At 55.0% G+C, this 24,677-nt stretch carries 25 protein-coding genes and 6 pseudogenes; 18 read left to right on the top strand and 13 right to left on the bottom strand.

Annotation, left to right across the window (positions count from 1 at the left end; genetic code table 11):
• Positions 1 to 396: 396 nt before the first annotated feature.
• The gene (locus N8E89_RS29580; protein ID WP_262262405.1) at positions 397 to 729 is read left to right on the top strand and encodes a hypothetical protein; all 333 of its coding nucleotides are present in this window, start codon (positions 397 to 399) and stop codon (positions 727 to 729) included.
• A gap of 368 nt (positions 730 to 1,097) precedes the next feature.
• On the opposite strand, the gene N8E89_RS24405 is transcribed toward N8E89_RS29580, so the two are convergent.
• On the bottom strand, positions 1,098 to 1,697 hold the full coding sequence (locus tag N8E89_RS24405; protein WP_262262403.1) for a general stress protein: 600 nt from the start codon (positions 1,695 to 1,697) through the stop codon (positions 1,098 to 1,100).
• 19 nt (positions 1,698 to 1,716) lie between these two features.
• Positions 1,717 to 2,055, bottom strand: coding sequence for a PepSY domain-containing protein (locus tag N8E89_RS24400; protein WP_262262402.1), 339 nt, complete (start codon positions 2,053 to 2,055; stop codon positions 1,717 to 1,719).
• A gap of 342 nt (positions 2,056 to 2,397) precedes the next feature.
• Here N8E89_RS24400 and N8E89_RS24395 point away from each other — a divergent pair.
• Together N8E89_RS24395 and N8E89_RS24390 are read left to right on the top strand one after the other, a co-directional pair.
• A pseudogene (locus tag N8E89_RS24395) lies at positions 2,398 to 2,534 on the top strand (transposase domain-containing protein); the annotation flags it as partial.
• Positions 2,535 to 2,726: 192 nt separating this feature from the next.
• Positions 2,727 to 2,870 (top strand): hypothetical protein, encoded by a 144-nt coding sequence (locus N8E89_RS24390; protein ID WP_262262400.1) that lies wholly within the window; start codon positions 2,727 to 2,729, stop codon positions 2,868 to 2,870.
• A 146-nt stretch (positions 2,871 to 3,016) separates the two neighbouring features.
• On the opposite strand, the gene N8E89_RS24385 is transcribed toward N8E89_RS24390, so the two are convergent.
• The 4 genes from N8E89_RS24385 to N8E89_RS24365 form a co-directional block, all read right to left on the bottom strand.
• Positions 3,017 to 3,220, bottom strand: coding sequence for a hypothetical protein (locus N8E89_RS24385; protein ID WP_262262399.1), 204 nt, complete (start codon positions 3,218 to 3,220; stop codon positions 3,017 to 3,019).
• A gap of 261 nt (positions 3,221 to 3,481) precedes the next feature.
• Positions 3,482 to 3,805, bottom strand: a complete 324-nt coding sequence (locus N8E89_RS24380; protein WP_262262398.1) for a hypothetical protein — start codon at positions 3,803 to 3,805, stop codon at positions 3,482 to 3,484.
• Positions 3,806 to 3,903: 98 nt separating this feature from the next.
• Positions 3,904 to 4,176: a hypothetical protein gene (locus N8E89_RS24375; RefSeq protein ID WP_262262397.1), complete on the bottom strand. Its 273-nt coding sequence runs from the start codon at positions 4,174 to 4,176 to the stop codon at positions 3,904 to 3,906.
• Positions 4,177 to 4,693: 517 nt separating this feature from the next.
• Entirely contained in the window at positions 4,694 to 4,939 is a 246-nt protein-coding gene (locus N8E89_RS24365) for a hypothetical protein (protein ID WP_262262394.1), read from the bottom strand.
• Between the two features lie 114 nt (positions 4,940 to 5,053).
• Here N8E89_RS24365 and N8E89_RS24360 point away from each other — a divergent pair, with 114 nt between their 5' ends.
• Positions 5,054 to 5,248: a hypothetical protein gene (locus N8E89_RS24360; protein ID WP_262262393.1), complete on the top strand. Its 195-nt coding sequence runs from the start codon at positions 5,054 to 5,056 to the stop codon at positions 5,246 to 5,248.
• 173 nt (positions 5,249 to 5,421) lie between these two features.
• Here N8E89_RS24360 and N8E89_RS24355 read toward each other — a convergent pair whose 3' ends face one another.
• Positions 5,422 to 5,676, bottom strand: a complete 255-nt coding sequence (locus N8E89_RS24355; RefSeq protein WP_262262392.1) for a DUF982 domain-containing protein — start codon at positions 5,674 to 5,676, stop codon at positions 5,422 to 5,424.
• A gap of 402 nt (positions 5,677 to 6,078) precedes the next feature.
• Here N8E89_RS24355 and N8E89_RS24350 point away from each other — a divergent pair.
• From N8E89_RS24350 to N8E89_RS29575, 3 genes and pseudogenes are all read left to right on the top strand, one after another.
• A pseudogene (locus N8E89_RS24350) lies at positions 6,079 to 7,015 on the top strand (DMT family transporter); the annotation flags it as partial.
• A 563-nt stretch (positions 7,016 to 7,578) separates the two neighbouring features.
• Positions 7,579 to 7,794 carry a hypothetical protein gene (locus tag N8E89_RS24345; protein ID WP_262262390.1) on the top strand — a complete coding sequence of 72 codons (216 nt, stop codon included), beginning with the start codon at positions 7,579 to 7,581 and terminating at the stop codon, positions 7,792 to 7,794.
• A gap of 379 nt (positions 7,795 to 8,173) precedes the next feature.
• A complete protein-coding gene (locus N8E89_RS29575) occupies positions 8,174 to 8,311 on the top strand; it encodes a DUF982 domain-containing protein (RefSeq protein ID WP_410010413.1) in 138 nt (45 codons plus the stop codon).
• An 18-nt stretch (positions 8,312 to 8,329) separates the two neighbouring features.
• On the opposite strand, the gene N8E89_RS24340 is transcribed toward N8E89_RS29575, so the two are convergent.
• Entirely contained in the window at positions 8,330 to 8,494 is a 165-nt protein-coding gene (locus N8E89_RS24340; protein ID WP_262262388.1) for a hypothetical protein, read from the bottom strand.
• A gap of 186 nt (positions 8,495 to 8,680) precedes the next feature.
• Between N8E89_RS24340 and N8E89_RS24335 the strand changes: the two genes are divergently transcribed.
• From N8E89_RS24335 to N8E89_RS24325, 3 genes and pseudogenes are all read left to right on the top strand, one after another.
• Positions 8,681 to 9,019, top strand: coding sequence for a hypothetical protein (locus tag N8E89_RS24335; RefSeq protein WP_262262387.1), 339 nt, complete (start codon positions 8,681 to 8,683; stop codon positions 9,017 to 9,019).
• A 76-nt stretch (positions 9,020 to 9,095) separates the two neighbouring features.
• Positions 9,096 to 11,019 (top strand): annotated as a pseudogene (locus N8E89_RS24330) (potassium transporter Kup).
• A 182-nt stretch (positions 11,020 to 11,201) separates the two neighbouring features.
• A complete protein-coding gene (locus tag N8E89_RS24325) occupies positions 11,202 to 13,544 on the top strand; it encodes a heavy metal translocating P-type ATPase (protein WP_262262386.1) in 2,343 nt (780 codons plus the stop codon).
• Between the two features lie 105 nt (positions 13,545 to 13,649).
• On the opposite strand, the gene N8E89_RS24320 is transcribed toward N8E89_RS24325, so the two are convergent.
• Positions 13,650 to 13,874, bottom strand: coding sequence for a DUF411 domain-containing protein (locus N8E89_RS24320; RefSeq protein WP_262262385.1), 225 nt, complete (start codon positions 13,872 to 13,874; stop codon positions 13,650 to 13,652).
• 309 nt (positions 13,875 to 14,183) lie between these two features.
• A pseudogene (locus N8E89_RS24315) lies at positions 14,184 to 16,030 on the bottom strand (TPR end-of-group domain-containing protein).
• 253 nt (positions 16,031 to 16,283) lie between these two features.
• Here N8E89_RS24315 and N8E89_RS24310 point away from each other — a divergent pair.
• The 4 genes and pseudogenes from N8E89_RS24310 to N8E89_RS24295 all read left to right on the top strand — a co-directional run.
• Positions 16,284 to 16,491, top strand: a pseudogene (locus N8E89_RS24310) (hypothetical protein).
• Between the two features lie 49 nt (positions 16,492 to 16,540).
• Positions 16,541 to 16,915: a response regulator gene (locus N8E89_RS24305; protein WP_262262384.1), complete on the top strand. Its 375-nt coding sequence runs from the start codon at positions 16,541 to 16,543 to the stop codon at positions 16,913 to 16,915.
• A 368-nt stretch (positions 16,916 to 17,283) separates the two neighbouring features.
• Positions 17,284 to 17,463 (top strand): YdcH family protein, encoded by a 180-nt coding sequence (locus N8E89_RS24300; RefSeq protein WP_262262383.1) that lies wholly within the window; start codon positions 17,284 to 17,286, stop codon positions 17,461 to 17,463.
• 123 nt (positions 17,464 to 17,586) lie between these two features.
• A pseudogene (locus N8E89_RS24295) lies at positions 17,587 to 17,962 on the top strand (KUP/HAK/KT family potassium transporter); the annotation flags it as partial.
• A gap of 265 nt (positions 17,963 to 18,227) precedes the next feature.
• Here N8E89_RS24295 and N8E89_RS24290 read toward each other — a convergent pair.
• Positions 18,228 to 18,701: a pyridoxal-dependent decarboxylase gene (locus N8E89_RS24290; protein ID WP_262262382.1), complete on the bottom strand. Its 474-nt coding sequence runs from the start codon at positions 18,699 to 18,701 to the stop codon at positions 18,228 to 18,230.
• 626 nt (positions 18,702 to 19,327) lie between these two features.
• Between N8E89_RS24290 and N8E89_RS24285 the strand changes: the two genes are divergently transcribed.
• The 4 genes from N8E89_RS24285 to N8E89_RS24270 all read left to right on the top strand — a co-directional run bounded on the left by N8E89_RS24285 (position 19,328) and on the right by N8E89_RS24270 (position 23,084).
• The gene (locus N8E89_RS24285; RefSeq protein WP_262262381.1) at positions 19,328 to 19,651 is read left to right on the top strand and encodes a hypothetical protein; all 324 of its coding nucleotides are present in this window, start codon (positions 19,328 to 19,330) and stop codon (positions 19,649 to 19,651) included.
• Between the two features lie 660 nt (positions 19,652 to 20,311).
• Positions 20,312 to 20,743 (top strand): hypothetical protein, encoded by a 432-nt coding sequence (locus tag N8E89_RS24280; protein ID WP_262262380.1) that lies wholly within the window; start codon positions 20,312 to 20,314, stop codon positions 20,741 to 20,743.
• A 293-nt stretch (positions 20,744 to 21,036) separates the two neighbouring features.
• Positions 21,037 to 22,428 carry a sensor histidine kinase gene (locus N8E89_RS24275; protein WP_262262379.1) on the top strand — a complete coding sequence of 464 codons (1,392 nt, stop codon included), beginning with the start codon at positions 21,037 to 21,039 and terminating at the stop codon, positions 22,426 to 22,428.
• A complete protein-coding gene (locus N8E89_RS24270) occupies positions 22,425 to 23,084 on the top strand; it encodes a response regulator (RefSeq protein ID WP_262262377.1) in 660 nt (219 codons plus the stop codon). The genes N8E89_RS24275 and N8E89_RS24270 overlap by 4 nt, the downstream gene beginning before the upstream one ends.
• An 84-nt stretch (positions 23,085 to 23,168) precedes the next feature.
• Here the strand turns inward: N8E89_RS24270 and N8E89_RS24265 are convergent, their stop codons facing one another.
• Together N8E89_RS24265 and N8E89_RS24260 are read right to left on the bottom strand one after the other, a co-directional pair.
• On the bottom strand, positions 23,169 to 23,708 hold the full coding sequence (locus N8E89_RS24265; protein ID WP_262262376.1) for a hypothetical protein: 540 nt from the start codon (positions 23,706 to 23,708) through the stop codon (positions 23,169 to 23,171).
• 187 nt (positions 23,709 to 23,895) lie between these two features.
• Positions 23,896 to 24,585: a Crp/Fnr family transcriptional regulator gene (locus N8E89_RS24260; RefSeq protein ID WP_262263320.1), complete on the bottom strand. Its 690-nt coding sequence runs from the start codon at positions 24,583 to 24,585 to the stop codon at positions 23,896 to 23,898.
• Positions 24,586 to 24,677 lie beyond the last annotated feature (92 nt).

Raw genomic sequence — 24,677 nt, 5'->3', positions numbered from 1 at the left:
ATCGCCCGGATGGAGCAGGACCAAGCCGAAGACGATTCCTGGAAATGGATGTGGCTCCCGCAGACGGAAACTTCACAACGACGTCCAGTGCGTTTGATGCCGATAAGCTTTACACGGTTGTTGAAGACACGCGGGTGCGCATTCATCCGAGGCCTCCGAGAAAGTTGTTGCGGGGACGTAAGGCCCGTGATCTTGTCCACGCGTCAAGCAGACGAGGATGAATAACGTGCGTACCAACCTTTCCCTGGTGTTCGTGATGGCTCCGATCCTGTTGTTTGCGCTAATCGCTTCGATTCCCGTCGACAGATCCACGCCGAAACGTGAGCGCCGTTGGCGGCCGATCACTCGAAATAACAGGACTCCCGGAATTATTAGATCGATTCAGGGTGTACGCGCTTGACCGTATTTGGTTCGATCCAGCTCGCAGCCTCAACGCTAATATTCCTGCTCGCGGCGGCCTCTGCCAAAAACTGGGCACTGTCGCCCGGTTTTGGGAGGCTCGCCGTTACCCTTGTTCTTTACTCTGTCGGCAATCTGATAATGTTGAGGCTGGTACGAGATTTCGGAATGGCCCGGGCCTTTAGCTTGTCCGCGATCATCCAGCTTGCCGCCGTCAATATTGTTGCTTTTGGGTTCTTTGGCGAACGTCTGCCGCCGATGCAATTGATTGGGATCGCTTTGGCAATTGTCGCTGTAGGATTAATCACCTTTGGCTCCTCCGTTGAATGAACCGGGATGTACAGCGGATAGCAGTGGTCGCCGAAGCACAGTTCTCGTTTTGTCTGCTTTAGCAACTCTTTCTCCGCCGTGGATGTCATTGCAATCATCACCTGCCGCTGGACCGGCGAAAAACAATTGCGGCAGCCGGAATATTTCTTTCGCGGGAGGTCCTTGTCAGTAGATGTGGCTTCACCGTCCGACTTTCGCGACAAAACCCGAGGATTGGCGCTCACGACGCCGTCATTTTGATCGGCGGTTGGCCGTGGCGAACTGGCTCTTGATTTCTGGCTTTTCCCTGCATGTCATCCCTCATGTTTGATCGTCGTGCGGCCGGGATCGTCGGGCGCATTTCTCGCTCGACGATCCCGACCGTCAGATCACGGCATTTGGTCGCGATATCCGCGTATGCGGTCCCGTTCCCTGGCGATCTCGTCTTCCGTAAAATCCGGACTGGTTTCATCAAAACGCTCCCAGCCTTCTTCCCGGTACAGCGCGCGTCGGGCGCTGACATCGACAGGAGCACTGTCGTTGATGATGGACTGCGCAATGATCGCCTGATCGTCCTTAACCCGCGCGGAGACGACGGTACTGCCACGGCGTATGCCCTCGGCGTACACATGCGCGTCGTCTTCATCGACACCCGCATCCGTGAGGGAACCGATGATACCTCCGGCTGCTCCGCCTGCGGCCGCACCAGCAGCCGCCCCGGCAAGGGTCGAAACGAGCCACCCCGCCGCAACGACTGGACCCACACCTGGAATGGCGAGCATGCCAATCCCAGCCAAAAGCCCACCCGCTCCACCAACAACTGCGCCTACCCCCGCGCCTGTGGCTGCACCCTCCCCTGCATAGGTCTTATCGGTCTCGCCGCGACCGACAATGCTAATGTCAGACGAGGAGATGCCCGCATCCTCCAGTTTGTTGACGACGGTGCGGGCGTCATCATAATTGTCGTAAAGTCCTGTTACTGTTTGCATTTTGATCTCCCTACCTCTTCTATTTTGCCGCTGTGATGTTGCCCTGGTAGTCGAGTATGACCTCAATGGTCTTGCCGTCTTTCATGGCCGTAGCACTCCAAATGCCATCCTCTCCCTTGGTCAGCGCGCCAATGTGGGTATAACTTTGTCTTGGATACGTTCCTTTGCCTGTGCTCGGTAAGCTAGTTCCCCCGGGCACAGAAGCACTCTGATTCTTGGAATCTGTTGCAATGGCCGGCGTTTCCGGCTCGGCTGGCTTCGGTGTCTCTGGGCGTATACTGCTGATAGTCAGCACGCCGAGCACCAATGCGATATGGGAACCTCCATTCTGGGCGACCCTCAAAATCGTGTACGGCATCAACCAATTCATAGCCGCAAAGTTCCCAGGCAATTTTCAACAGATGCAAAAGATTGTTCATCCGCTGAAACGATCTCAAACCGGACACAACGCCACTCTCGTTGACTGGCAGGCCGATCGATATCGCGATGGGAGGACCGACAGTGGGACTGCGGTCAAGTCCGGGTTGTCATGGCCGGCGCTAAAGAATTACGCTGCACGCTCAAGGCAACTCGAAACCTGCTTCTCCGCCTAATTCGACTTGAACTGTTCAAAGCCATGACCCCATTGGTCCACATTCGACGTGAATGTCGGCTTCATGTGCGGCATCGAATAGCGTCGAAAGCCAATAGCCTTTAACCGAAAAACTCCCTGTTTGCAGGGCATGACGCTGGAGCCGAGAACCGGGCGACGGTCGCCTCGCTCATCGAGACGTGCAAGCTTAATACTGTCAATCCGCTGCCTACCTGACCGTCACGCTCACCGCCATCGTCAATTGACACAAGCAGAGCGAGATCGAATGAAGCGGGACGTGCTGTCGAGACGCACCTCCCATTTAACCGCACCATTGATATTAAGAGCTTCCGTTTTAAGGGCGCATTATGTGGCCTAAATGGGCGAAGAAAGGGAACCTTGAACGAGATGATCTGCCGGCTTGGGCGCTTGTAGCGGCACTGGACAGGGGTCGCTCCTTGGAACGCTACTTGCTGCGCTACGTCCAGACCCTGATCATTCAGGCATCGTCGACAGCCCTGATCAACGGAATGGCCAATGCCGAAACGAGACTGGCACGATGGCTGCTGATGCTGCTTCGCGCGGCAGCGTCCGGATATTGAACCGGGCGGGCTTGATCGCTGAGGCCAAAGGTTTTTACGGCCTGGCCGAGACCGAGTACGCGAGGATCATGACGCCGCCCGATCCGGTGCCAAACGTCCCGCTTGCCTCCTTGGCCGGGCAATGAATTTTGCGGCCGAGCACGAATTCAAAAGCGGTAGCGAATCCCGAATACATTGGCGTTGGAACCTTCACCCATATCGCCAAATATTCTGTTTGCGCCCGAACGGTGATGCAACTGCCAGGTCAGTGCAAGATTGGGCGCGCCGCTCCAGCGTACTGACAGTTCGGGCCCAAAGAAATCCGAGCAATGAGCCATCGCCGCCGCGTCCCTGCTCCCTGCGTTTCTCAATTTCGGTTTCCCCGGTCACAGCGCTCAATCTTGCCGTAACGGCCGGTGAAATCGCTATACTGCCGATAACGAGACCTTGATGCTTGATGCGGAAGCCCGCCCGCACTTCGCCGGACGTATCATCGTCGGCACCGAAACGTATGGCAGCCCCTGCCACCCCGCCGAGCAGAAAGCCGGCACCGAGGTCAGCGAAATTCCGGCCATATGTAACGCAAACAAGGTAGTTTTGCGTGTAGTCGACGCCAAGATGTGGATAGCACTTCAGAATGGGTTCTTGGCGAACGGTTCACCCCAAATCGTGAGGTCGTTGAACCTGGGGTTTTCACCGGGATTGGGAAAAAGGTCCGATGTGGCGAAATAGATATAGGGAGCCTTTTCAGCGGCGGCGGAGCTGTTGATCGGCAACCCGAGAATCACTGTCCCGCAACCGAGCGACGCTAATTCATGCTTGCCCCCAAATCCGATGGTGATGATACGCGAAACTCCGTTAGAAGGAATCCCGCAACGGATGGCTTCCCCAACAGTTGCGGTAACGAGGGTTACACACGGCGAACGTCCTCGGGTCTCTTTGCTAGAGAGGGTCAAGCCGATATCCCTTGAGCCGCGAACCGAGGATTTAAGCTTGGGTACCAGGTCGGCATGCATGGAGCCGTGATCCCGCCAACCGGCCGCAACGACTCTGGTCACGTCTCGCTAGAGCTTGCTTCGTTTTTCGCGGCTCGGGCCTTTTGTCGGCGGGCCCTTTGGTAGAAGCTGACTTTTTCGCGATTAGCATCACGCCAAGCCCGCATGTAAGCCTGGTGGCGCTGCTTATTCACTTGCCGCCACTTCCGAGATTTCTCTGCTGCCTTGGCCCTCTGGTCGGGGCTTTGCGGATTAGCGGCCCGCCACTTACGCATCCTTTCAGCCGCCTTGGCATTACGCTCAGCCTTTATCGTATCATCGGCTTTTGTCATTACGCGGGTCTCTTCCAAATTTTAATTGTTCCACCCACATCGATCAAATATGTTTCGGTTCCGGCACCTCGTCAGGGTTTGGTAGAGGTGTCTCATCCGGGAATTGATCCGGCGGTGGCTCCTTTACGGGAGGTATTTGGTCCGGGCCCGGAACCGGGTTGGGCGGTTCATGAGGCAACGGTATTGGTTCCGGTTCCGGTTCCGGAGCAGGTATCGGATCACCCATATCAGTTTTTCCTTATGATCAGATCTTAACTATTAAGCGCCGAGGAATGTTCCGCCTGGCCCACCACTCAATAAGGCGTCGTAGAAATCCCTACGTGCTTTGAACCCCATTTCGAGCACCGCAGCTTTGGCACCAGATCGCAATGCAAGGCCCCGTGATTTCGCCCCAGCCGCCTGGCCAAATCGACCAAATCCATTTTACGGGAGTGATGACAACTGCGCGCTTGGCAGTGCACCCACAGCGTGTACCCCGTGATCAATTAGCGCGCCGATCGTTCCGTTGTCTGATCCCCTACATCGACACCGGACGCCAGACAATCCGCTTCTTGTTGACCCTGTCGCGGTCATCTTCGAAGGGCACGGCCCCGCAATCCACGACCTCGCATTCCTTGCAGCGAAATTTTAGACTCTCAAACGATCGGCCATGGCCATTTACATTGGCCAGATCGCTGGCAACGAAGAAGCCAACCTTCTCGCGTTGGCGGCACATCACCCGCACCAACATGCCCTGGCGCGCTGCCTGCCCTAGAGTTTTCATTGTCATCGAACAAAAGGGGAACATATTCCCATGGAGTCAAGGTGATTTGGCTTGCAGCCATTGATGGTTCCACTAATATCGACGCGGGCAAACTCTTTCAATTTGGGGCACGGAATGATCAAAAAACCAACCGAAGACGAATTGCGCGAAGAGTTGTCCAACCTGGAAGACGACCTCGCTGTAATCGAAAGTGGGGAAATGTTCTCCATCGGTTCGACTGGCGATCAAGAGCCCGTCGATCAGCAGGCAATCAACGTTATCAAGCGCAGGATTGCCGAGATCAAAGCGAAGCTTGCCGGCGATGAGTGATCGGGCGATAAAGTTGCCGATCCAGTTTACCCCGAGCACATGGAGAAAGCGCCGGCCGGACTATTCGGGCACTACTGCATGCATCCGGGATGCAACGCGTGGGGAGCGTTCGGTTTTGAAAAGCGGTACGGTCAGGAATGGTACTGCAGCGAGCACAAGATGGACGGCGAGAACTAAAGGCGTTTGTGGTCGATATAGATGTCGGCTTCTCGCGCAGCTTCAATAAAGGCGCTTCGCGCCTTCGTGCAGGTAATTCGTCCCGCCAGGGCGTCACGGCACGCCTGGCGCGCCTCAATCAGCTTTTTGCCCTCCTTAATCGGCCAATACATGACGAGCCATTCGGCCGCTTCCGCCACCGAGCATATGTTTCGTTTGTTTCCGGGTACGCCGGTCAATACCGTCACATATGGAAATGGTAAATCACGCATGCTTAGAAACGCTGATTTAAGCGGGGCAGTTCCGTGCAATTTTGCTCCGCATGCGCGAGCGAAGTCGCCGCCAGCATGATCCATGCGGCGATCCAGAGGACAGCAGTGATTTTCATTATCCGACCTTGAAGCACGCTTGGCAGCAAGGAGTTCCATCGTCCCGACATCTTCAGGGCGCAGGACAAATAATCAAGCAGGACGCGGTCGCAACTCAGCGCGCTAGAAGCGCACCGGCCCAAACGGACCAGTGCGCTTGATCGGTAGCGAAGGTACGTTTCGGACGGTCCCTCCAAAGAAGCCGGTTCGATCCCCCTCCGCACTAGATGCCTTTAGTATCGGTAAGTTTACAGCACAATTCCTACACTGCTACCGTGAACCGCCACTGCAATACGAGATTGATCAATGAGATTTCCACAAAGCTTGTCACAAACGGGAGTGTTTGCAGCGCTAGGCGCGGCAGCACTATTGGTGCTGGAACTCCGCTAGCAAAACTACTGCTTACATCTGTTAGTCCGTGGATGCTTGCCGCCCTTTTATATTTAGGTTCGGGCGTCGGCCTTACGATCTATCGTTTTGTCAATCAATCGCCCGCCGCCGCGCTCTCTCGCGCCGAATTGCCATGGTTTGTCGGCGCTGTGATATCCGGGGGAGTGATTGGCCCGGTTCTTCTGATGTTTGGGTTAACCGGCATGCCTGCTTCGGGCGCTTCGCTAATGTTGAATGCCGAAGGCGTATTTACCGCACTTCTCGCGTGGTTCGTTTTCAAAGAAAATTTTGACCGTCGGATCGCTTTCGGGATGGTAGCAATTGTTGCGGGAGCAATGATCCTCAGTTGGCCCGGCGAAGCGAAGTTCGCCGGATTGTGGCCTGCTTTGGCGGTCCTCGGTGCGTGCCTAGCTTGGGGCATTGATAACAATCTTACGCGTAAAGTCTCGTTGTCAGATGCTACGTGGATCGCATCCGTTAAAGGGCTTGTGGCAGGTTGCGTTAATCTCGCACTCGCAATGCTTGTTGATGCAGTATTCCCCCCGGTATTGAACACGGCCGGAGCAATGGTAGTTGGGTTTTTCGCCTATGGCGTAAGTCTTGCGCTGTTCGTGATCGGACTGAGGCACCTTGGGACTGCTCGCACGGGCGCGTATTTTTCGATTGCCCGTTCATCGGTGCAATTCTTGCTGTTGCCATGGGGGAGCCGGTGACCTTGCCCCTGCTATGCGCAGGCGTTTTGATGGCGGTCGGGATATGGCTGCATCTTACCGAGCAGCACGACCATTCGCACACGCACATGCCGATTGAGCATGACCATGAACACGTCCACGACGTACACCATCAGCGACGCACATCACCAGCATGATCATTGAACGCACAAGGAAAAGCGCACAAGCTGACCGGCTTGTGCGCTTTGATCGGTAGCGAAGGTCAATGGGCATAATGTGAACAATACCCCTCGGCCTTATTTTGCATGTTCAAAACGCGCAAGGACCCCGGCGAAAACCGGCCTACAGACAGCGAACGAAAACCACCGCCGACTGACCACTAGCTGATTTGGTTTTTTTCCGACAAACAGCAGGTTTAGAACTATATCTTCAACCTAAGTGGCTACTATCGAGGAGGTCTGAAAAGGGATAATATTCGGCAAGCTGATAATCTCACCCCGGGATTCAGCCGAGGCCCAGCGTCTCTCTCCACCCCCAACGTTGGGCCTCACCCCTCAACATTTTTCTGCGGTTCTCGTTCGTCATCAGGATCAGGTGTCAGGCTGGCATCGGCCTGAAATGTCCGCTGGCAGACATACTATTGACGCTATCCAACATCAATTCTTTAATCATTCTGTCGCTGGACCTTTAGTGGCGAACCCGCGCTTGAGAGACGCGCTCCCGCCATCCATGGGGAGTTCGGCTCATGCCCCAAAAACTCAATTACAAACTCATGGGCCATGACTGCGGCGTCATCTATCTTCGCATACCAGAAGGTGTGACAGACTCCACCATCATCCACTGCAGCCAATGCGGAAAGCCGATGGGAACATGGCTCGAACTCGAGGCATCCTTTATCACCCAGGGCGGTACCAGCGGCGTCTTCGATATGCACGACGGTCAAATCATTCGAAGGGATTAGCGCGATCAGGGAACCATTGTCGCGCTTCAAAGTTTGATTCCATATTCGGGAATTGCAACTTCCCGGATTGTCATTGTAGACGAATTGGCCAGGCCGTGCGGTCTGGCCTTTTTTGATTTGCCACTAGGAAATTTGATGGAGTGGAAACCAGGGCGCGGGTGTGCTGCAACGAGGCCCGGAAGATTGTAAACCTTTCAAAATTGTCTCTGTCTTACAGGACGCCAAGAGATACAACGTTGATTCCGTCTACGACGCTGCCAAGTACCTCCTGTGAGAAAGCACGAACGAATGAAGATGCGCGAATTACCGTTCCCTTGTGTGACCGTGACCGATCATTCGGTCACAGGGTAGATATTGTGTCTGTGAGTGAAGCGGCCGTGTGGCTCGTTGGGCATTGGCCAATACGAAGCGGCGAGCAACACGAAAACAAATCTGTGTTGATGCACTCGCTGGTAAAGTTACAAGCACGGCTTGTCGGAATGCCTTCATTGCAGCTGCCAGAGAGGCTGGTATCTAACATCACACACAAACGGCTTTAAGCCTTTTGGTCTTTCTCCGCCTGCTCCAGTTGCTCGAGCAATTTCTTAAATCGATCGTCAGGCGCGCGAACATTGTACTGGCTGCGAAATGCCTTTCTGAGGTCGTCCTGACTCAATTGCCTCCGAACAACCTGACTTTGTTTCTTTTCATCTTCTATCATCGAAGCGCGTCCCTAGACACCTCGATCCATCCAAAATCCACTTGGTTCTATCTAGGGGGCCGACCATCCATTGGCGGACAGAACCATTGACCTCCCAAGATGAGGTTCTTAATAAGTCTGTCGCTGCGCCTGTTGGTGGCGAACCGGCGCTATGGAACGTGCCCCGCCGTAGCTAGGGAGAACACCATGCTCCACCTGATCAGCCAGCGCACTTATACCACCGAACAATGGGAACTGATGCAGCGCGCCCATGTCAAGGCATCCGAGATGCTTAGACGGTGCTCGCACACCCATGAACATGCGAACCGTCTCGCGGACCGAAATGAAGCTTTTCGACCAAGGCCCGAAGGCCGTGGAGCAGGAAGTGACGGCGACTCGCATCGCAAGCGGGCGCGACAGCAGCATCGTCACCACTGGCTGAAAACCAAAAAACAACGGCAAAATGACTGGTCTTATCATTTGCACAGTCCTGTGTTCTTACTCCCCATCTGGATCGCCATGATTCTCTGCTGGGTGTTTCACTGATTTGATGCTCTTATGTTCAAACGGAGATCACCCACGGCCTTCAGACCGTCAATGATTACGAACTGAGAAGCAGCTCATGAGCACGACCCGGACCGATGACGAGGGCAAAATAAGCCATTCTCTGCACGATCCGGATGAACATCATACCGAGACCTACCCAGTTCTTGTCTTAGGAGCTTTGGGCGTTGTCTATGGCGACATCGGCACGAGTCCGATCTACGCGTTTCGCGAAGCACTGCACGCTGCATCGACGGATGGTTCGTTGTTGCGGGCAGACGTCCTCGGGATTGTATCCATGATCTTTTGGGCCCTGACGCTGATCGTCACGGTCAAGTATATCCTGTTTGTCCTTCGCGCAGACAATGACGGCGAAGGGGGCATCCTTTCTCTCATGGCGTTGGCTCGCGAGAGCTACAAATCCCGGCCCCGCTTGATCCTGGGCTTGGGCATTGTCGGCGCTTCCTTATTCTATGGCGACGCCGTCATTACCCCTGCCATTTCAGTGCTGTCGGCAATCGAGGGACTAGAAATCATCACTCCGGCCTTCACGCCTTACGTCGTTCCGATAACCATCACCATTTTGTTGACGCTCTTCTCGGTGCAGCGCTTTGGCACGGCCCGCATGGCGTTCTTTTTCGGACCAATTACCTTCGCATGGTTCCTTGCGCTCGGTTTCTTTGGACTGTGGCATTTGTTCGACGACCTCAGTGTTCTTGCAGCGGTAAATCCTCACTACGGGTTCGACTATATTGTCCGCAATCAAGGCACGGCCTTCGCCACGATCGGCACAGTGTTTCTTGCCGTAACCGGAGCGGAAGCTCTCTACGCCGACCTTGGACATTTCGGCCGACGGCCAATCGCGACTGCTTGGATGTGGATCGTGTTTCCGTGTCTGCTCTTGAATTATTTTGGTCAGGGAGCCTTCGTGCTCGCGCATGGCGAAGCGGCCAAAAATCCGTTCTTTGAAATGTTTCCGCCATGGGCGCTTTTACCCATGGTGCTTCTGGCAACCGCAGCGACCGTCATCGCCAGTCAGGCGGTTATATCGGGAGCCTACTCGTTATCGCGGCAGGCGGTACAACTTAATCTTCTGCCCAGACTCCGTGTCCAACATACGTCCGAGAAACAATCTGGGCAGGTCTATCTGCCTCGGGTCAACTTCCTTCTTGGACTTGTGGTCGTCCTGTTGGTGCTCGGATTCTGAACGCTCTACCAATCTGGCCGCTGCCTATGGCATTGCAGTGACCGGCAATATGCTGGTGACAACCACTCTGCTGTTCATCGTGATGACCCGCATATGGAAATGGCAATTCTGGGTGGCAGCTCTCAGCACCGCCTGTTTCCTCATCATCGACATCACCTTCGTCGGTGCGAATCTCATCAAGGTCATCGACGGCGGATGGGCTTCGCTTCTGGTCGCCATCCTGATTGTGCTGATCATGTCCACCTGGGTGAAGGGCAGTCGCCAGCTGCAGAAGAAAGTCGGGCAAGGCGACGTGCCGCTCGAGCTGATTTCGAGGAAATTGGCACAGAGTCCTCCGACAATGGTACCCGGCACCGCGGTTTTCCTGACGGGCAACCCGGAAGGCACGCCGACTGCGCTGTTGCACAGCCTCAAACACTACAACGCGCTGCATGAGCGCAATGTCATCCTGAATGTGGTCACTGCCCCCACGCCCACCGTTAGGAAGAGCGACCGCATGCACCTCGAGCCGATCAACGATCGCTTTGTCCGAGTCACGCTGACCTTCGGCTACATGGAAAGACCGAATGTCCCGCGGACTTTGGCGATCTTCAAAATCGCAGGCTGGAAATTCGACATCATGACGACCTCGTTCTTCCTGGCCCGTCGTTCGTTGAAAGCCTCCCCCCGTTCGGAAATGCCATATTGGCAAGACAAGCTGTTCATAGCTCTCGCGCATTCAGCAAGCGACGCCACCGAATATTTCCAGATACCGACAGGCCGCGTGGTGGAAATTGGTACGCAGGTCACTATTTGAACGCACTGCACGCTGTTGAACCAACCACAAAGCCAGATGCTGCGATAGGATACATGGAAGCGAATTGGGTCGCTATTTAGCCCCGCAGCATCGTGGCTGACCGGGGCGTTCTTGACCTTCCCACGATAGGAAGCCGTATGTTTCATCCCGATCATATTTGAAGTACCTGAAAGGTCGGTACAATGGCACAGGAAACGCACAATCATCACAACGTCATCGATACGAAGACTGATGTGTTTCGCGATCCCGTTTGTGGCATGATGGTCGATCCGAAGGCTGGCAAACCGACGGCGGAATATAAGGGTAAAACATTTCATTTCTGCTCGTCTGGGTGCCAGCAGAAATTCAAGTCTGATCCGGAGGAATACCTAGACCGACGACCTGCGCCGCCCAAAGCAGTGCCAATAGGTACGCTCTATACCTGCCCGATGCATCCTCAAATCATTCGCGAGGGGCCTGGCTCCTGCCCGATCTGTGGCATGGCCGTGGAGCCGATAGGCGTACCGACTGGCGACGAAGGCCCCAATCCGGAACTGGTGGATTTCACCTGGCGGTTGTGGGTGAGCGCCGCCTGTTCGATCCCGCTGCTCATCCTGACCATGGGACCGATGTTCGGTCTGCCAGTTCGCGACTGGGTCGGCGAACGTCTCGCGGCCTGGTTCGAATTCGCGTTGGCTGCGCCCGTCGTCCTTTGGGCCGCGCTTCCCTTCTTTAAGCGCGGTTGGGACTCCATCGTCAATCGCAGCCCGAATATGTGGACATTGATTTCGATCGGGGTCGGTGTGGCCTTCGTCTACAGTGTGGTGGCGACGCTATTCCCGGATATCTTTCCCCACTCCTTTCGTGGGCATGGCGGATCAGTGCCGACTTATTTTGAGGCGGCAGCCGTCATCGTTGCGCTCATTTTCGTGGGACAGGTGCTCGAACTGCGGGCGCGTGAACGCACGGGATCTGCTATTCGTGCGTTGCTGGACCTTGCGCCAAAAACCGCGCGCCGTATCGCCGAAGACGGCGTAGAAACGGATGTTCCTCTGGATGAGGTGCAATCAGGGGATCGGCTGCGCATCCGCCCTGGTGACAGTGTTCCGGTCGATGGCGTGGTCATCGAGGGCCGCTCCTCCATCGACGAATCGATGATTACTGGCGAGCCTGTTCCAGTCGAGAAGACGCAAGGTGACAACGTGACCGGCGGCACCCTCAACAAGAGCGGCTCACTGATCATGCGGGCGGAAAAGGTCGGATCCGACACCATGCTTTCGCAGATCCTGGACATGGTGGCCAAGGCGCAGCGTTCGCGCGCACCGATCCAGGAATTGGCAGATGCGGTCTCGTACTATTTCGTGCCGGCGGTGGTCATGATCGCGATCCTATCCTTTATCATCTGGGCCCTGTTCGGCCCTGAGCCGCGCATGATCTATGCTTTCGTTTCAGCAGTGTCTGTGCTGATTATCGCCTGTCCATGTGCTCTGGGCCTTGCAACGCCTATGTCAATCATGACAGCGACGGGTCGCGGCGCACAAGCCGGCGTTCTCATCAAGGACGCCGAAGCACTGGAACGTTTCGCCAAGGTCGATACGCTGATTGTTGACAAGACCGGGACACTCACGGAGGGCAAGCCCAAGCTCACCGATGTCCTCGTGGCAAATGGTATTGAGGAAAGCGAATTGCTGGCGCTTGCCGCAAGCCTTGAAAAAGGCTCAGAGCATCCCCTGGCGGAGGCGATCGTGGATGGCGCAAACGAGCGCGGCGTCAATCTGTCCAACGTCGACGATTTCGATGCGATCACCGGGAAGGGTGTTACGGGCAAGGTTTCCGGCAAGACCGTGGCACTCGGCAACGCGGCGATGATGGAGGAACTGAAGCTCGATACCACATCGCTCCAGGACCGGGCGGATACGTTGCGCACGGACGGCAAGACGGCGATGTTCGTGGCGATCGACGGCAAGCCCGCAGGTCTTGTTGCCGTTGCCGATCCGATCAAGCAAACGGCCGCGGAAGCGATCCGCGCCCTGCACGACAGTGGCCTGAGGATCATCATGGCCACGGGCGACAATGAACGCACGGCAAAGGCTGTTGCCGCTAGGGTCGGCATAGACGAAGTGCGCGCCGACATCTTGCCGGAAGGCAAGAAGGCCCTGGTCGATGAACTGCAGGCAAAGGGCGCGAAGGTCGCCATGGCGGGCGATGGCGTCAACGACGCGCCGGCGCTGGCTGCCGCCCATGTGGGCATTGCGATGGGAACTGGTGCCGACGTCGCGATGGAGAGCGCCGGAATCACACTGGTCAAGGGCGATCTGACTGGCATTGTTCGCGCCCGGCATCTGGCGGCGGCGACGATCCGCAATATCAAGGAGAACCTGTTCTTCGCCTTCATATATAACGCGCTTGGGGTGCCTGTCGCCGCAGGTGTCCTCTACCCGATATTCGGGATCTTGCTTTCGCCAATGATCGCGGCAGCGGCGATGAGTGTATCTTCCGTGTCCGTGGTCGCCAACGCGCTGCGCCTGAGGAGGGTGAAATTGTAAGCTGGGCCCTGCCTGAGGGGGTTAGCGTTTCTCCGGCTGGGTTCCTGCAGTGAAGTGATATCGGTCCTTGAGTCCAGCCTAAGTGACGGTCGCCGCCGCTGATACTCAGTTCTTGGGTCTGACCTGGTAATAAACCGACGTCTTCTGCTCTGGCCCTTTGGCGACGGCGTAGACATCATGGCTGGCGTTCGGATCGCTGCCCATGCCGAGCGATCCCGCAGGCAGGCCAGGCACCGCCAATCCGGCGAGATCAGGCCGCTCGTAAAGCAGTTTTGCCACCACCTCCAGCGGTACATGCCCCTCTAGAAAATAGCCGCCGACAACCGCCATATGGCAGGCCTCGACTGCAGCGGGTACGCCAAAGCATAGCTCGCACGGCGATGGTGGTCTGTAACCACTTTCAAAAGCCTGACTGACAAAAATACCAGCAAAATGGGCGTTTTGATTCTGGCTCTCGCCGAAAAGTCTGACTCGATCCGACCAGAAGGCTGACTCATTTGCGAACGCAAGCCGGAAAGCCTGACTCAGTGACGTTAAGTGATCCCATCTGGAATAAAATCGGCTTAGCGCCGTGAAACCAACTTTGTTCGCGGATTATGCGGGGCAATCAGGCTGAAGCTCACGAGGGAGTTGTCATTATCAAAAATCAACCGGGAATGGTTCTCTCAACCAGTCTTTGTAGCGCGGATGATCGCGGATTAGATCGAGGTCAGGGTCGCTCTGCCACCACATGATTTGCTTGGTTCTTGGAATGACCTTTCCAGCAGATCAAGTGCAGCCTCGATCTCGCCCAGGAGCAAATATGTACATGCAATATTGTACGATGCATTGAGATCATCCGGGTCGATAGCCAGAGTCCTTACCGCCCATTCCTTGGCGCGGTCAACGTGCTAGTGCGAGCGCCCCCAGTTGGGCGGGACTTGAATTCTCCGGATGTAGAGTGAGTTCCCGTTCGGCCCGCTCCAAACCCAGACGAGCCACCCTAGTCATATCCGCTTGTCGACCGAGGGAACGATAGACACAAGCCACCAGCACGGCAGAACGATAATCGTCCGACCGCACACGCGCAGCGCGCTCGAACAGTTCGGCGGCGCGTCCGAAATCGCCCTGTTCAAAAAAGAAACGGGTATAGAAGTAGTTCGCCTCATGCAGGTCCGCATCAAGAGCAAGAGCCCGGTCGAATTCGGCGGCGGCTTCCTCACGCCGTCCGTTGTATTGGAGGGCAAGGCCGCGTGATGCGTGCGCATCGGCCAAATCCGGATCAAGTTCAAGCGCCTTCGCACTGGTGGCGAGGATGCCATCGATAGAGACATCGGCATATTGCCAGGAATAAAGCACCGAATCGCAGTTGGCGATGCCCGCGTAGGCGCGCGCATAGCCCGGATCGATCTCGGCCGCCCTAGCGAACATGCGCCGTGCCAGGAGCATGTAGGATTTCGAACACATGTGTAGGAACTGCCGGCCCCGAAGATAATAGGTATAGGCTTCGACATCCTCAGTGGGGGTCGATTTGATCGCCTCTTTCTCGTCGGGCAGCAACTTGATCTTCAGCTGATCGACGATGGCGTGGGTGATTTCGTCTTGAATCGCGAAAATGTCGGTGAGTTCACGGTCGTAGCGCTCTGCCCAGAGGTGGCTGCGGTCCCCACCATCGACGAGCTGTCCAGTGACGCGAACGCGTGATCCCGCCTTGCGAACACTGCCTTCCAGCACGAACCTGACGCCGAGTTCATGGGCGACCTGCTGTATCTCCGCTGGCCCTGCCCTTGTAGGTGAACATCGTGTTGCGGGCGATTACATGCAGGCCAGAGATTTTGGATAGATCTGTAATGATGTCCTCGGTGATCCCGTCGGAAAAATACTCCTGTTCAGGATCACCGCTCATGTTGCTGAACGGCAAGACCGCTATCGATATCCTTCTGGGCGCGGCAGATCCGTTCGGACTGTGCAACTTGACACGCCCTGGTGCGGTCGCATTCAAGTTTACGCGATAACAGGCAATTGGTTCGGTGATATTCTTCACCCACTGCTCGCCCATTGGCTCGAAGGCATAGGTCAGCTTCTTCTCGACCTCCGTCGATACCTTACCTGAAACGCAAATACCGCCGGGGTCGGCAAGGCTCTGCAGCCGGGCAGCAATGTTCACACCTTCTCCATAGCGATCCTCACCCTCTATAATCACCTCGCCCAGGTTAATGCCGATGCGAATTTCGATGGGATTGCTTTCAGGGAAAGCGGCGTTGCGCTCGATCATGCCACGCTGAAGAGCTGCCGCACATTCGACAGCATCGACAACACTGCTGAATTCCGCCAGCAGACCGTCACCCATTACCTTGAAAATGCGCCCATGATGTTTGTGGACCTCAGGCTCGAAAAGTTCTCTGTGGTCTGCCCTCAGTCGCTCGAACGCCAGCTTCATCGGCTTCCATAAGTGCGGAATAGCCTGCGACATCGGCAGCGAGAATGGCTGCAAGCTTGCGTTCCATGAACCGTCCCACTAAGTCCGCGCCCTCAAACACAGATAGTAGCACAGGCGGCAATAGCAGGCTCGAATGATCGCGCAGCAAATCGACAACTTCTGTCCGCTAGAACGTCCACCCGCGATCACCACCCGGCAATCACACCCCAGTTGTGTGCGGATGATAGTGCCGACACAGCTGGGGCGGTCTTTTAATTGATCGCTATCGGAATATTTCCCCATAAGCTAATAGCTGTCGGCGACAAGAAAAGGAGTGTGACTTGGATACCGTGGAAATCACCACACGAAGCGACTTTGCCATTTGGGCGATCGAGCGCGCCCAGGAAATCGTCAGGAGCGAAGGATCGGCGCTTGCACTGGCCGCCCGCGATATGGATGAGGCTGCCCTGAAGGTTTCCGGAACAGCACTGGGCAAGGCCGGTTGCCGACGCGATGCTTGAAGTGTTTGATGGACTGGTGCCCGAGTAGGATGCACATCTTCCAGAGGAAAAGCTTTGGAGGAAGATGTTGAGGGGCCATGAGCAATGTAACGCCGCTTTCTGTCCTGCTTTGTGAGGACGAGCCGCTGATCAAAATTGAACTTGCCGCACTACTCCGCGACTTGGGCCATACAGTCGGTGGAGCCGCTTCCGGATCAGAGGCCCTCATCGCCCTGGAAGCTGGGGCGTTTAAGATTTTAATCGTTGATATCGAGTTGCCGGACATGTCGGGGCTGAAATGGCGGCCATTGCACGCCGTCACCTCCCAGATAGGCATGATTTTCGCCACTGGCCGTTTCGATGTTGATGAGGCTTCGTTGGTCGAAGATGCAATCATGATTGCGAAGCCTTATGGCGAAGCGGATATTGCAGACGCGATAGACCGCCTGCTGGCACCGAAATCCCTGCGTTGACAATTTGCGAAATTAGACAGTAAAGACCAGTTTTGGCTACATAATTCCGATTTGCGTGCCAGCCCCAATGAAACGGAAACCTCTGACACAAGCCCAAGACGAAATTTGGATACAATCGCACAAAATAATCGCAACTAAATCGCTGCCGGAACGCGATAGCTGCCCGTGTGCTTCACACTAATAACGAAGCGCTTGTTTGCGCCTTCGAGGCCGACGTTGAACGAAAATCGAAGCAATTGGCACTGTGTCTATCAACGTGGACCGCTTGAACATTTCTTCGTCGTTCTTACATTGCAGATGGTGTCGTGTCTGAGCGGCACTTTCCGGAGGCCCCCGTTCAAAGACAACGAGCAGAAGGAACGCACCGTATGTGCCTCGAAAAACACCTGATGTCACTTCGCACCAAACATCAACAACTTGATCGCGCCGTCGCCTCACTAGAGGCCGCCCCATCGTCAGATAGCCTCGATATCGCACAGCTGAAGAAGGAAAAGCTTCAGCTCAAGGAAGAGATCGTCGACCTCGAGTCCAAAATTACCCATCATTGAAATACTTCGTGGGAACCCGGCAGTGCCTCGAGCTACGCCATGTTGGCTCGAGGCAGACACACTTGCGGTCAAAGCGGTCTATGGGAAGCGACATGCAATTCGACGACACCCGAGCCGCAGGATGTGAAGCATCTGCCAGCGCTGCATGAGCGTAATGTCATCCTGAATGTGGTCACTGCCCCCACGCCCACCGTTAGGAAGAGCGACCGCATGCACATCGAGCCGGTCCATCGCTTTGTCCAAGTCACGCTGACGTTCGGCTACATGGAGAGACCGAATGTCCCTCGGAACTTGGCTATCTTCAAAATCGCAGGCTGGAACATCATGACGATCTCGTTCTTCCTGGCCCGTCGTTCGTTAAAGCCTCCCCCGTTCGGAGATGCCATATTGGCAAGACAAGCTGTTCATAGCCCTCGCGCATTCAGCAAGCGACGCCACCGAATATTTCCAGATACCGACAGGACGCGTGGTGGAAATTGGTACGCAGGTCACTATTTGAACGTACCGGACGCTGTTAAACCAACCACTTCATGAGCTACACCCATGCGGTCTAACGTTGAACGCAAACGCCGTCAGCCACAATCGCTTACCTCGATCATTTTTCGATCAACGGTATAAAGAACGTTGGTGGGTTTCTTTCGCTAATTTGTTCTAGTGCATGGCGGACTCTGTCCGTTCCAGGTCAGCGGGCCTTGGATTTCTCCGATATTCAAGGCTGTATAGTGCGACGTTATCTCACCGTCTTTTTTGGGCAAATAAGCGGATCAACGATTGAGTTCGTCGGCAGCGGCAATGATCTTTGAGACGATCGCCCGCACATCATCTTCCGTCGTTCGGTGATTGACGAAACAGGCACGCAAAGCGAACTGTCCGTGGATCGTGGCGTTCGACAGATAGACGCGGCCGCGGGCAATCACACGTCGCAGTATGGCCGCGTTGTCCTTGGTACGGTGTCGGAAACAAACCGCACTGAGCGATACCGGGGCGAGTATCTCCAACTCCGGGTGCGCTCGGATTGACGGCGCCAGTAGTTGAGCGTGACTCAAGTCCCGAGCGATTGCCTCGCGAAAAGCCGCTCGCCCGTGATACTGCAACGACATCCAGAGCTTCAGCGCTCGAAAACGCCGCGACAACTCCATCGATTCCTCGAAGAATGCGAACGCTTCCCCAGGGTCTTCGGCCAGTATTCTGACGTAGTCGTTGACGGTGCCGACCGTTGCCACGATCGCGATCGTCATAGTACAAATGCGCATGAGGGGGCGATGCGGTGCCAAGAGACCTGTATTTGGACTCATTCCCCGTTCAAGTTGAACGTACTGAACGAACTATATTCGTCGGTTATAACTCCCGAAACATGGACAACTGCGCTCCATCACTTCGCTCAGGCGACAGATTCGGTTGACTGCCTTTTCTATCCTCGCGACGAGACGCAAATGTTGCTTGAGTTGCCCGTGTCAGTCGATCTTCGCGATTTTGTCGACGTAAACCAAGCGTGGTTCCAATTAGATATCCACACAGCGAGAGGTTGTGCAGCAAAGGGTAAAATAGTGACGATATTCAGTCTCCGGAGGAACGCCAAACATCAGCCTATTTCCAGGACTTCCGACGGCCTTGGAAGTTCCTGCATTGGGCTGCAATTACCTTTAGGGTTGATGGGAGCCTTTGGTGCATGCCCCTTTTGCGCAGCCAACGACAGGGGCCCGTGCCCTCTGAACAAACTCCAGTCCTTGAAGGAGTGGCGGCTTATCTCAGCCGCGTGACTCAGCTGGCTTGAATTCGGAACATGAGGCACGCTGCTGAATGCCTCGATACACTAAACCACGTAGGTTATGCGGCCGCACTCCTGGATTGTAAGGGAATACTATTGGGAATTACTACGGCCGCTGAATCCCTATTCGGTGACGAAATCCGACTGGTGAAACAGAGAATCGTAGCGGTGGATGCGCGTACCAACGATAGACTTCAGCGTTCAGTGCGAGCAGCGGCGATAGGCAAGCAGATCAGCAAAAGCGGTTCAGATTTTGTGGTGGTCGAGCGTCGTTCACTACTGCCAGTGGTGATGAAAATTATCTCCATTCCGGACCTGCTTGCGGACGCATTCGGCCGCACACGTGTTTGGTTCAATTCTTTGATACCGAGAAGAAAAAGCAGCCCATCAACGAAGTCATACGATCCACGTTTGGCTTAACGAAATCCGAGGCAAAACTAGCCATCGAAATTGGATCTGGTTTATCCGTTAAGGCAGTTGCAGACAAGATTGGGATTTGCAAGGAAACCGCCCGCGCTCAACTAAAAGCAGCTTACCGGAAAACGAACACTCACAGTCAGTCAGAATTAAATGCTCTGCTGTCCCGACTGCCTATTTCCCAACTAGATTAGTTCGATGAACCCGATTGACATTCCAATCTCCTTCCATGTGAAGCGCGGCAAGAGAAGCGAACGGTATCGTCCCCGACATTATGGGAGTTTTCCTCAGTAAGTCTACCAGTGAGTCGATTTTCCAAATTGCAATCAGGACTGACATCGACGACGCCTCGCTGCTTTGTTCTGACTTTTGGCATGATGGTTCCTGGGGTTGCCGGCGGCAGGAGTTCAAATCCTACAACTATTAACGGATTTGTTTGAGGGCCGACATTTCGGGGTGCGAATGTAGCCTCTGCGAGAGCGTCCTGACTACCTCCTGCAATTGCGTTTCTGTAGCGGCGGCACCCGTCGACGGCATACAGTCTTTTTGGCCGAATTGGTCAAGGCCCGGCAGCCGAAGGTGGGTATTTTTTCATCGGTCCTCTACGGAATGGAACGTTTTTGACTACTCGTTGTTGATGTCGCATATCTAAAGGAGGAGAAAATGAAGCACTTTGCAATCGATCAGTTGCAGACCGTTGCCGGCATTGAACGAGAAACACCGCCTCTATCGCGCAATCGGCGAATTGAACGCTGGGCAGAACTCCTTGAATCGATCCCGGACCAACGTCTCGCTACTTTGCAACAGACGGAAAACCTGCCTCCCGAGGCCAGGGAGCGCATCCGCGTTGATGGATCGCCGATCTCGGTTGCTTTCGCCGATCCCGTCCTGCGAGCGGCCGGCTTGCAAGGCGACAGCTACGGCGAAGCAAAGCGGTTTTTCCAACTGACCGATTACCAATTGCACAGGGCCCTTTGCTATTGCCATTTTGGCGGGACCGTGAGCGCTGCGACCGCTGCCCACTACGTTCGCAAAGCATCAAGCAACACGCATCGGAATCTCATCGCATGGTTGTGGGATACGATTGCCGAGTAGCGTGGCATGGCATTCAAGCAATCGTGCCGGGTGCATAGTCCGCAGACCTGTGCCGCAATGGTGTTGTTCAACTGGGGCTGCCGCAACAGGATCATCGCGCAAATTGTCGCCATTAGCCGTGTGTACGGCTTTCCGAGGGACAACACCCGCTAGGACATCCGAAACCGGACGGAGAAAACCATGAATGAACCAGCAAAGATCGTACGAGTGCCGCTTCGATCAAATGGTCTAGTGCGAAATCAACGCGCGGTGCAGCTTCAAACTGTACATAGGCCTGATTTCCGTGCGTCCCGATGAATCTCCTGACCCGCTGGCATTCCCAGTCTCTTGCAAAGCAGTTTTTGCTGGCTGGGGGACTAGTATCGGCGGGCGCGCTGATATTCACAGGTATTTTTGTGACAACTCTTGTTGAAGCTGCCGTTACCCGTAATTCCGCCGCCGCTACAGCGTTATACGTAGACAGCGTAATCGCGCCGATCCTTCCCGATATGCAAACAAATCAAGTGCTCGACGATACCGTCACCCATGCCTTGGATGAGACGCTGCGTAATGGGGCATTGGGTAGCAGGCTTTTTTCGTTCAGACTTTGGCGAAGCGACGGCCTGGTGCTTTATTCCAATGACAAGCGCCTTATGGGGAAGCACTTCCCCGTCAACGAAGATCTGAAAACAGCATTTTCCGGCAAGATGGTCGCTAGTTTTGACAAGATTGACGATGTAGAGAGCAATGCTGAACGCGCGAGCGGCAAGCCGCTTCTGGAGATCTACAATCCGGTCCTCCAACCGTGGTCGGGCAAGGTTGTTGCCGTATCAGAATTTTATGAAATTGCCGACGAGTTCAAATATAGTTTGGACCAGGTACGACTGCGTAGCTGGCTTGCTGTTACCATCTTTATGCTGACTTTTTTCCTGGTCTTATCAGCCATCGTGTTCCGCGGGAGCAGGACAATCGACCGCCAGGGCCGAGCCCTAAAGCGTCGAATCAGCGAACTTTCCAATCTGCTTATGCAAAACAAAGCGCTACATGCCCGCGTCCAGCGAGCTTCGCAACGCGCCGCGGCGTTGAACGAGAGCCATCTACGACGGATAGGTGCGGATCTGCATGATGGGCCCGCACAGCTTATGGCGTTCGCTGCGCTCCGGTTAGACAGCGACACATTAATCGACCCTGCAGCACCACGCGAAATCCGCGAGCGTGAGGTCTTGGCAATCAAGCAGAGTCTTGACGAGGCAATGAGCGAAATCCGGAACATTTGCGAGGGCTTGGTGTTGCCACATATTGAGGCCGCCGATTTGTCCGAAATCCTCCAACGGGCCGTAGCGGCCCATCAATATCAAACCGGGACAAACGTTGGTCTGTCGATCTCCGGCACGCCGAGGCAGCTCGCACCTTCGGCAAAAATTTGCATCTACCGCTTCGTTCAAGAAGCGCTGAACAACGGCTTCCGCCATGGCGGAGGCACCAACCAACGGGTAGTACAAACTTGCCGAGGCAGGCGGGTTGTAGTGGATGTCACTGACGATGGCCCGGGATTTGATCCAGCGTCGATCAGTCATCCCAGTATTGGACTTGCCGGGCTGAAGGACCGAGTTGAAAGCCTTGGTGGCCATTTCACCCTCGATACTTCGGAGCGTGGCACGAGGGTGCGAATGTCACTGAATATCGATTCAATGGAGCAGGTATGATGGTAGTGCGTATAGCAGTGATCGATGACCATCCGTTGTTCAGGGAGGGCGTCAAGCGTAGCCTGGGCGAAATGAACGACTTTCAGATCGTGGGCGAAGGCTGCACAAAAGAGGACGCAATCCAAATCTCGCGGGAACAATCTCCGGATGTCTTATTGATGGACATCTCCATGCCGGGTGGAGGACTGAATGCAATTTTGCCAATTCTCGAGCTGTCGCCTGAGCAGAAGATCGTGATCTTGACTGTGTCAGAGATGCGGGACGATATAATCAAGGCATTGAATAGCGGTGCAAGGGGCTATGTCCTCAAAGGCGTCGGATCGCGCGCACTCGCCGAAATAATACGCACCGTGGCAGCTGGCGAAGCTTACGTTTCTCCAGCCCTATCGGCCCGGTTGCTCTCCGACATTTCGGCGTTGTCTGATGCGCCGCCTTGCAAAACTGACTCAATCGGCGAACTCACTAGCCGTGAGTGTGAGGTATTGAATCTTGTTGCGACGGGGCTGAGCAACAAACGGATCGCGTTGAAGCTGCGCCTTCATGAAAAGACTGTGAAACATCACATGGGACGGATTCTTGCCAAACTGAACGTCGCGAACCGGACAGAAGCAGCTATGCTGTTGCGCGACGCTGATCACGGAAATCTGCGTGTATGAAACCGCAGCTGTCAAAGGGATGGTATAAAAACTACGGGGACAAGGTGAGGCTGTGTAAGGTGTTATGGTTCGTGCGACGAACGCTTACCGCGCGTACAATTGCAATCTCGACAGGTCCAATGGTGTTGCCGTTCGGTTGATAATCGTACGGCCTTTTGCATCCTTCATCACGTAGCGCCCATGTGTAATGCTTTCACTCATGCCGTTCGCGTGACGGACTTCAATGGCGAATCCATCGGTCGTGGATCGATTGACTTTCCCTCCCTTTGCGTTGCCACTATTGCCGGGGGTACCGTCTTTTTTGTCTCTGCCATTACTTTCATTGTTGCCACCACCACTGCCTTCGCTTTTTCCACTAATGCCATCACCGTTACCTTGACCCTTAGCACCGCTCTCAGCGCCATCTTTCGCCCATGCCATCTGTCCAGGGAAATGGAGATTTTGACGATCGAAGGTGACGTTGTAAGGCATCAAGACAAGAAGACTTGCTCCAGCAAGTTTTATCCAACTAACAGATGCCGGACAAAGGAAAGGGCCACTCTGCGGTTCCGTGCTTCCGCCACGGATGCGGCCTCCTTTGGCTCGACTGAGAATGCCGGAGGCTTCGAATCCTGGTGTGACCATAAGCAGCTCTGCTCGTTGTACACTTGAAACCCAACTATTGTGATACCTACCCAGTCTAAAATCTAATTTGTGGCTCGCCCTCAGGCTCACGCATTGCTAATCTGAAGCCAACGGCGGCGATGACGCCTCACAAATAAAATCAAAACTCATCAGATGGCACAGGGGTCGGGAAGCGATCGGCACATCACTACACCGAAGCCGCGCTGTGAGCATACGCCTCCAGCGCTTTGCGGTTGAGGATATGAATCTTCCCTTGCGTTCCGCCGATTACTCTACGCGCTCGCATGTGTCGCAAACACTGATTGACCTTCTCTCGAGACGCAGGAAGGATGGCGGCCAACTCGTGTTGCGAAATGACCAGTTCGTCAGCGTTGTCGGTGTCCCTTCCATAAACTGTAGAGAGGCGCAAAAGCGCGCTGGCCAACCGGGACTGCAAGCAGGACCCAGCGTTTGCAATGATACGGAATTCGAGTTCCGAAACCCGCGCCAATACTCTTGAAAAAACCTTTGCCTGAAAGCGTGGATCGTTGGCGCAGCTTTCACGCAACAAGCGACCTTCGAAAAAGTGCAGTTCGCAATCGGAGCTGGCACGATATTCAAGGTCCAATATCTGCCCGTGCAAGACCTCGAACTCGCCGATGAGACCTGCTTTCGGAATAATTTCAACGATGAATTCCCGGCCGTCGGGCAAGATCGTCCTGGCGCTGACCAGCCCCCGCTGCACGCGAGCAAACATGTCAGCGAGGACACCAGCTCCCGCGATGAGTTCACCTCGACGGAAGCTCCGAATACTCGAACGGTTAAAGGGGAATTCGTCGAAAACTGAAATCGTTGTCTTGGTGAGCCTGTAATCTTGTTTGTGCGTAGCGGCGTCCATACGCATACCTCCCAAAATAAACCGGTTGGCCATAGCTGATGCTCCATGGCATCAATTATGGGGTCTTCATGTCTCTCTGGGCTTGTAATCAC

It is taken from the genome of Phyllobacterium sp. A18/5-2 (assembly GCF_025452215.1).
Lineage (GTDB): Bacteria > Pseudomonadota > Alphaproteobacteria > Rhizobiales > Rhizobiaceae > Phyllobacterium > Phyllobacterium sophorae.
The sequence above is the reverse complement of the archived record's forward strand: the minus strand, read 5'-3'. Positions and strand labels throughout refer to the sequence as shown.

Bases quoted from the DNA above. Each gene is read 5' to 3' on its own strand.
- N8E89_RS24290 (WP_262262382.1), bottom strand. From the start codon at position 18,701: ATGACGATCGCGATCGTGGCAACGGTCGGCACCGTCAACGACTACGTC.
- N8E89_RS24325 (WP_262262386.1), top strand. From the start codon at position 11,202: ATGGCACAGGAAACGCACAATCATCACAACGTCATCGATACGAAGACT.
- N8E89_RS24345 (WP_262262390.1), top strand. From the start codon at position 7,579: ATGCCCCAAAAACTCAATTACAAACTCATGGGCCATGACTGCGGCGTC.
- N8E89_RS24260 (WP_262263320.1), bottom strand. From the start codon at position 24,585: ATGGACGCCGCTACGCACAAACAAGATTACAGGCTCACCAAGACAACG.
- N8E89_RS24270 (WP_262262377.1), top strand. From the start codon at position 22,425: ATGATGGTAGTGCGTATAGCAGTGATCGATGACCATCCGTTGTTCAGG.
- N8E89_RS24375 (WP_262262397.1), bottom strand. From the start codon at position 4,176: ATGACAAAAGCCGATGATACGATAAAGGCTGAGCGTAATGCCAAGGCG.
- N8E89_RS24400 (WP_262262402.1), bottom strand. From the start codon at position 2,055: ATGCCGTACACGATTTTGAGGGTCGCCCAGAATGGAGGTTCCCATATC.
- N8E89_RS24340 (WP_262262388.1), bottom strand. From the start codon at position 8,494: ATGATAGAAGATGAAAAGAAACAAAGTCAGGTTGTTCGGAGGCAATTG.
- N8E89_RS24320 (WP_262262385.1), bottom strand. From the start codon at position 13,874: ATGGCGGTTGTCGGCGGCTATTTTCTAGAGGGGCATGTACCGCTGGAG.
- N8E89_RS24335 (WP_262262387.1), top strand. From the start codon at position 8,681: ATGCTCCACCTGATCAGCCAGCGCACTTATACCACCGAACAATGGGAA.
- N8E89_RS24360 (WP_262262393.1), top strand. From the start codon at position 5,054: ATGATCAAAAAACCAACCGAAGACGAATTGCGCGAAGAGTTGTCCAAC.
- N8E89_RS24275 (WP_262262379.1), top strand. From the start codon at position 21,037: ATGAATCTCCTGACCCGCTGGCATTCCCAGTCTCTTGCAAAGCAGTTT.
- N8E89_RS24365 (WP_262262394.1), bottom strand. From the start codon at position 4,939: ATGAAAACTCTAGGGCAGGCAGCGCGCCAGGGCATGTTGGTGCGGGTG.
- N8E89_RS24355 (WP_262262392.1), bottom strand. From the start codon at position 5,676: ATGCGTGATTTACCATTTCCATATGTGACGGTATTGACCGGCGTACCC.
- N8E89_RS24305 (WP_262262384.1), top strand. From the start codon at position 16,541: ATGAGCAATGTAACGCCGCTTTCTGTCCTGCTTTGTGAGGACGAGCCG.
- N8E89_RS24280 (WP_262262380.1), top strand. From the start codon at position 20,312: ATGAAGCACTTTGCAATCGATCAGTTGCAGACCGTTGCCGGCATTGAA.
- N8E89_RS24300 (WP_262262383.1), top strand. From the start codon at position 17,284: ATGTGCCTCGAAAAACACCTGATGTCACTTCGCACCAAACATCAACAA.
- N8E89_RS24405 (WP_262262403.1), bottom strand. From the start codon at position 1,697: ATGCAAACAGTAACAGGACTTTACGACAATTATGATGACGCCCGCACC.
- N8E89_RS24265 (WP_262262376.1), bottom strand. From the start codon at position 23,708: ATGGTCACACCAGGATTCGAAGCCTCCGGCATTCTCAGTCGAGCCAAA.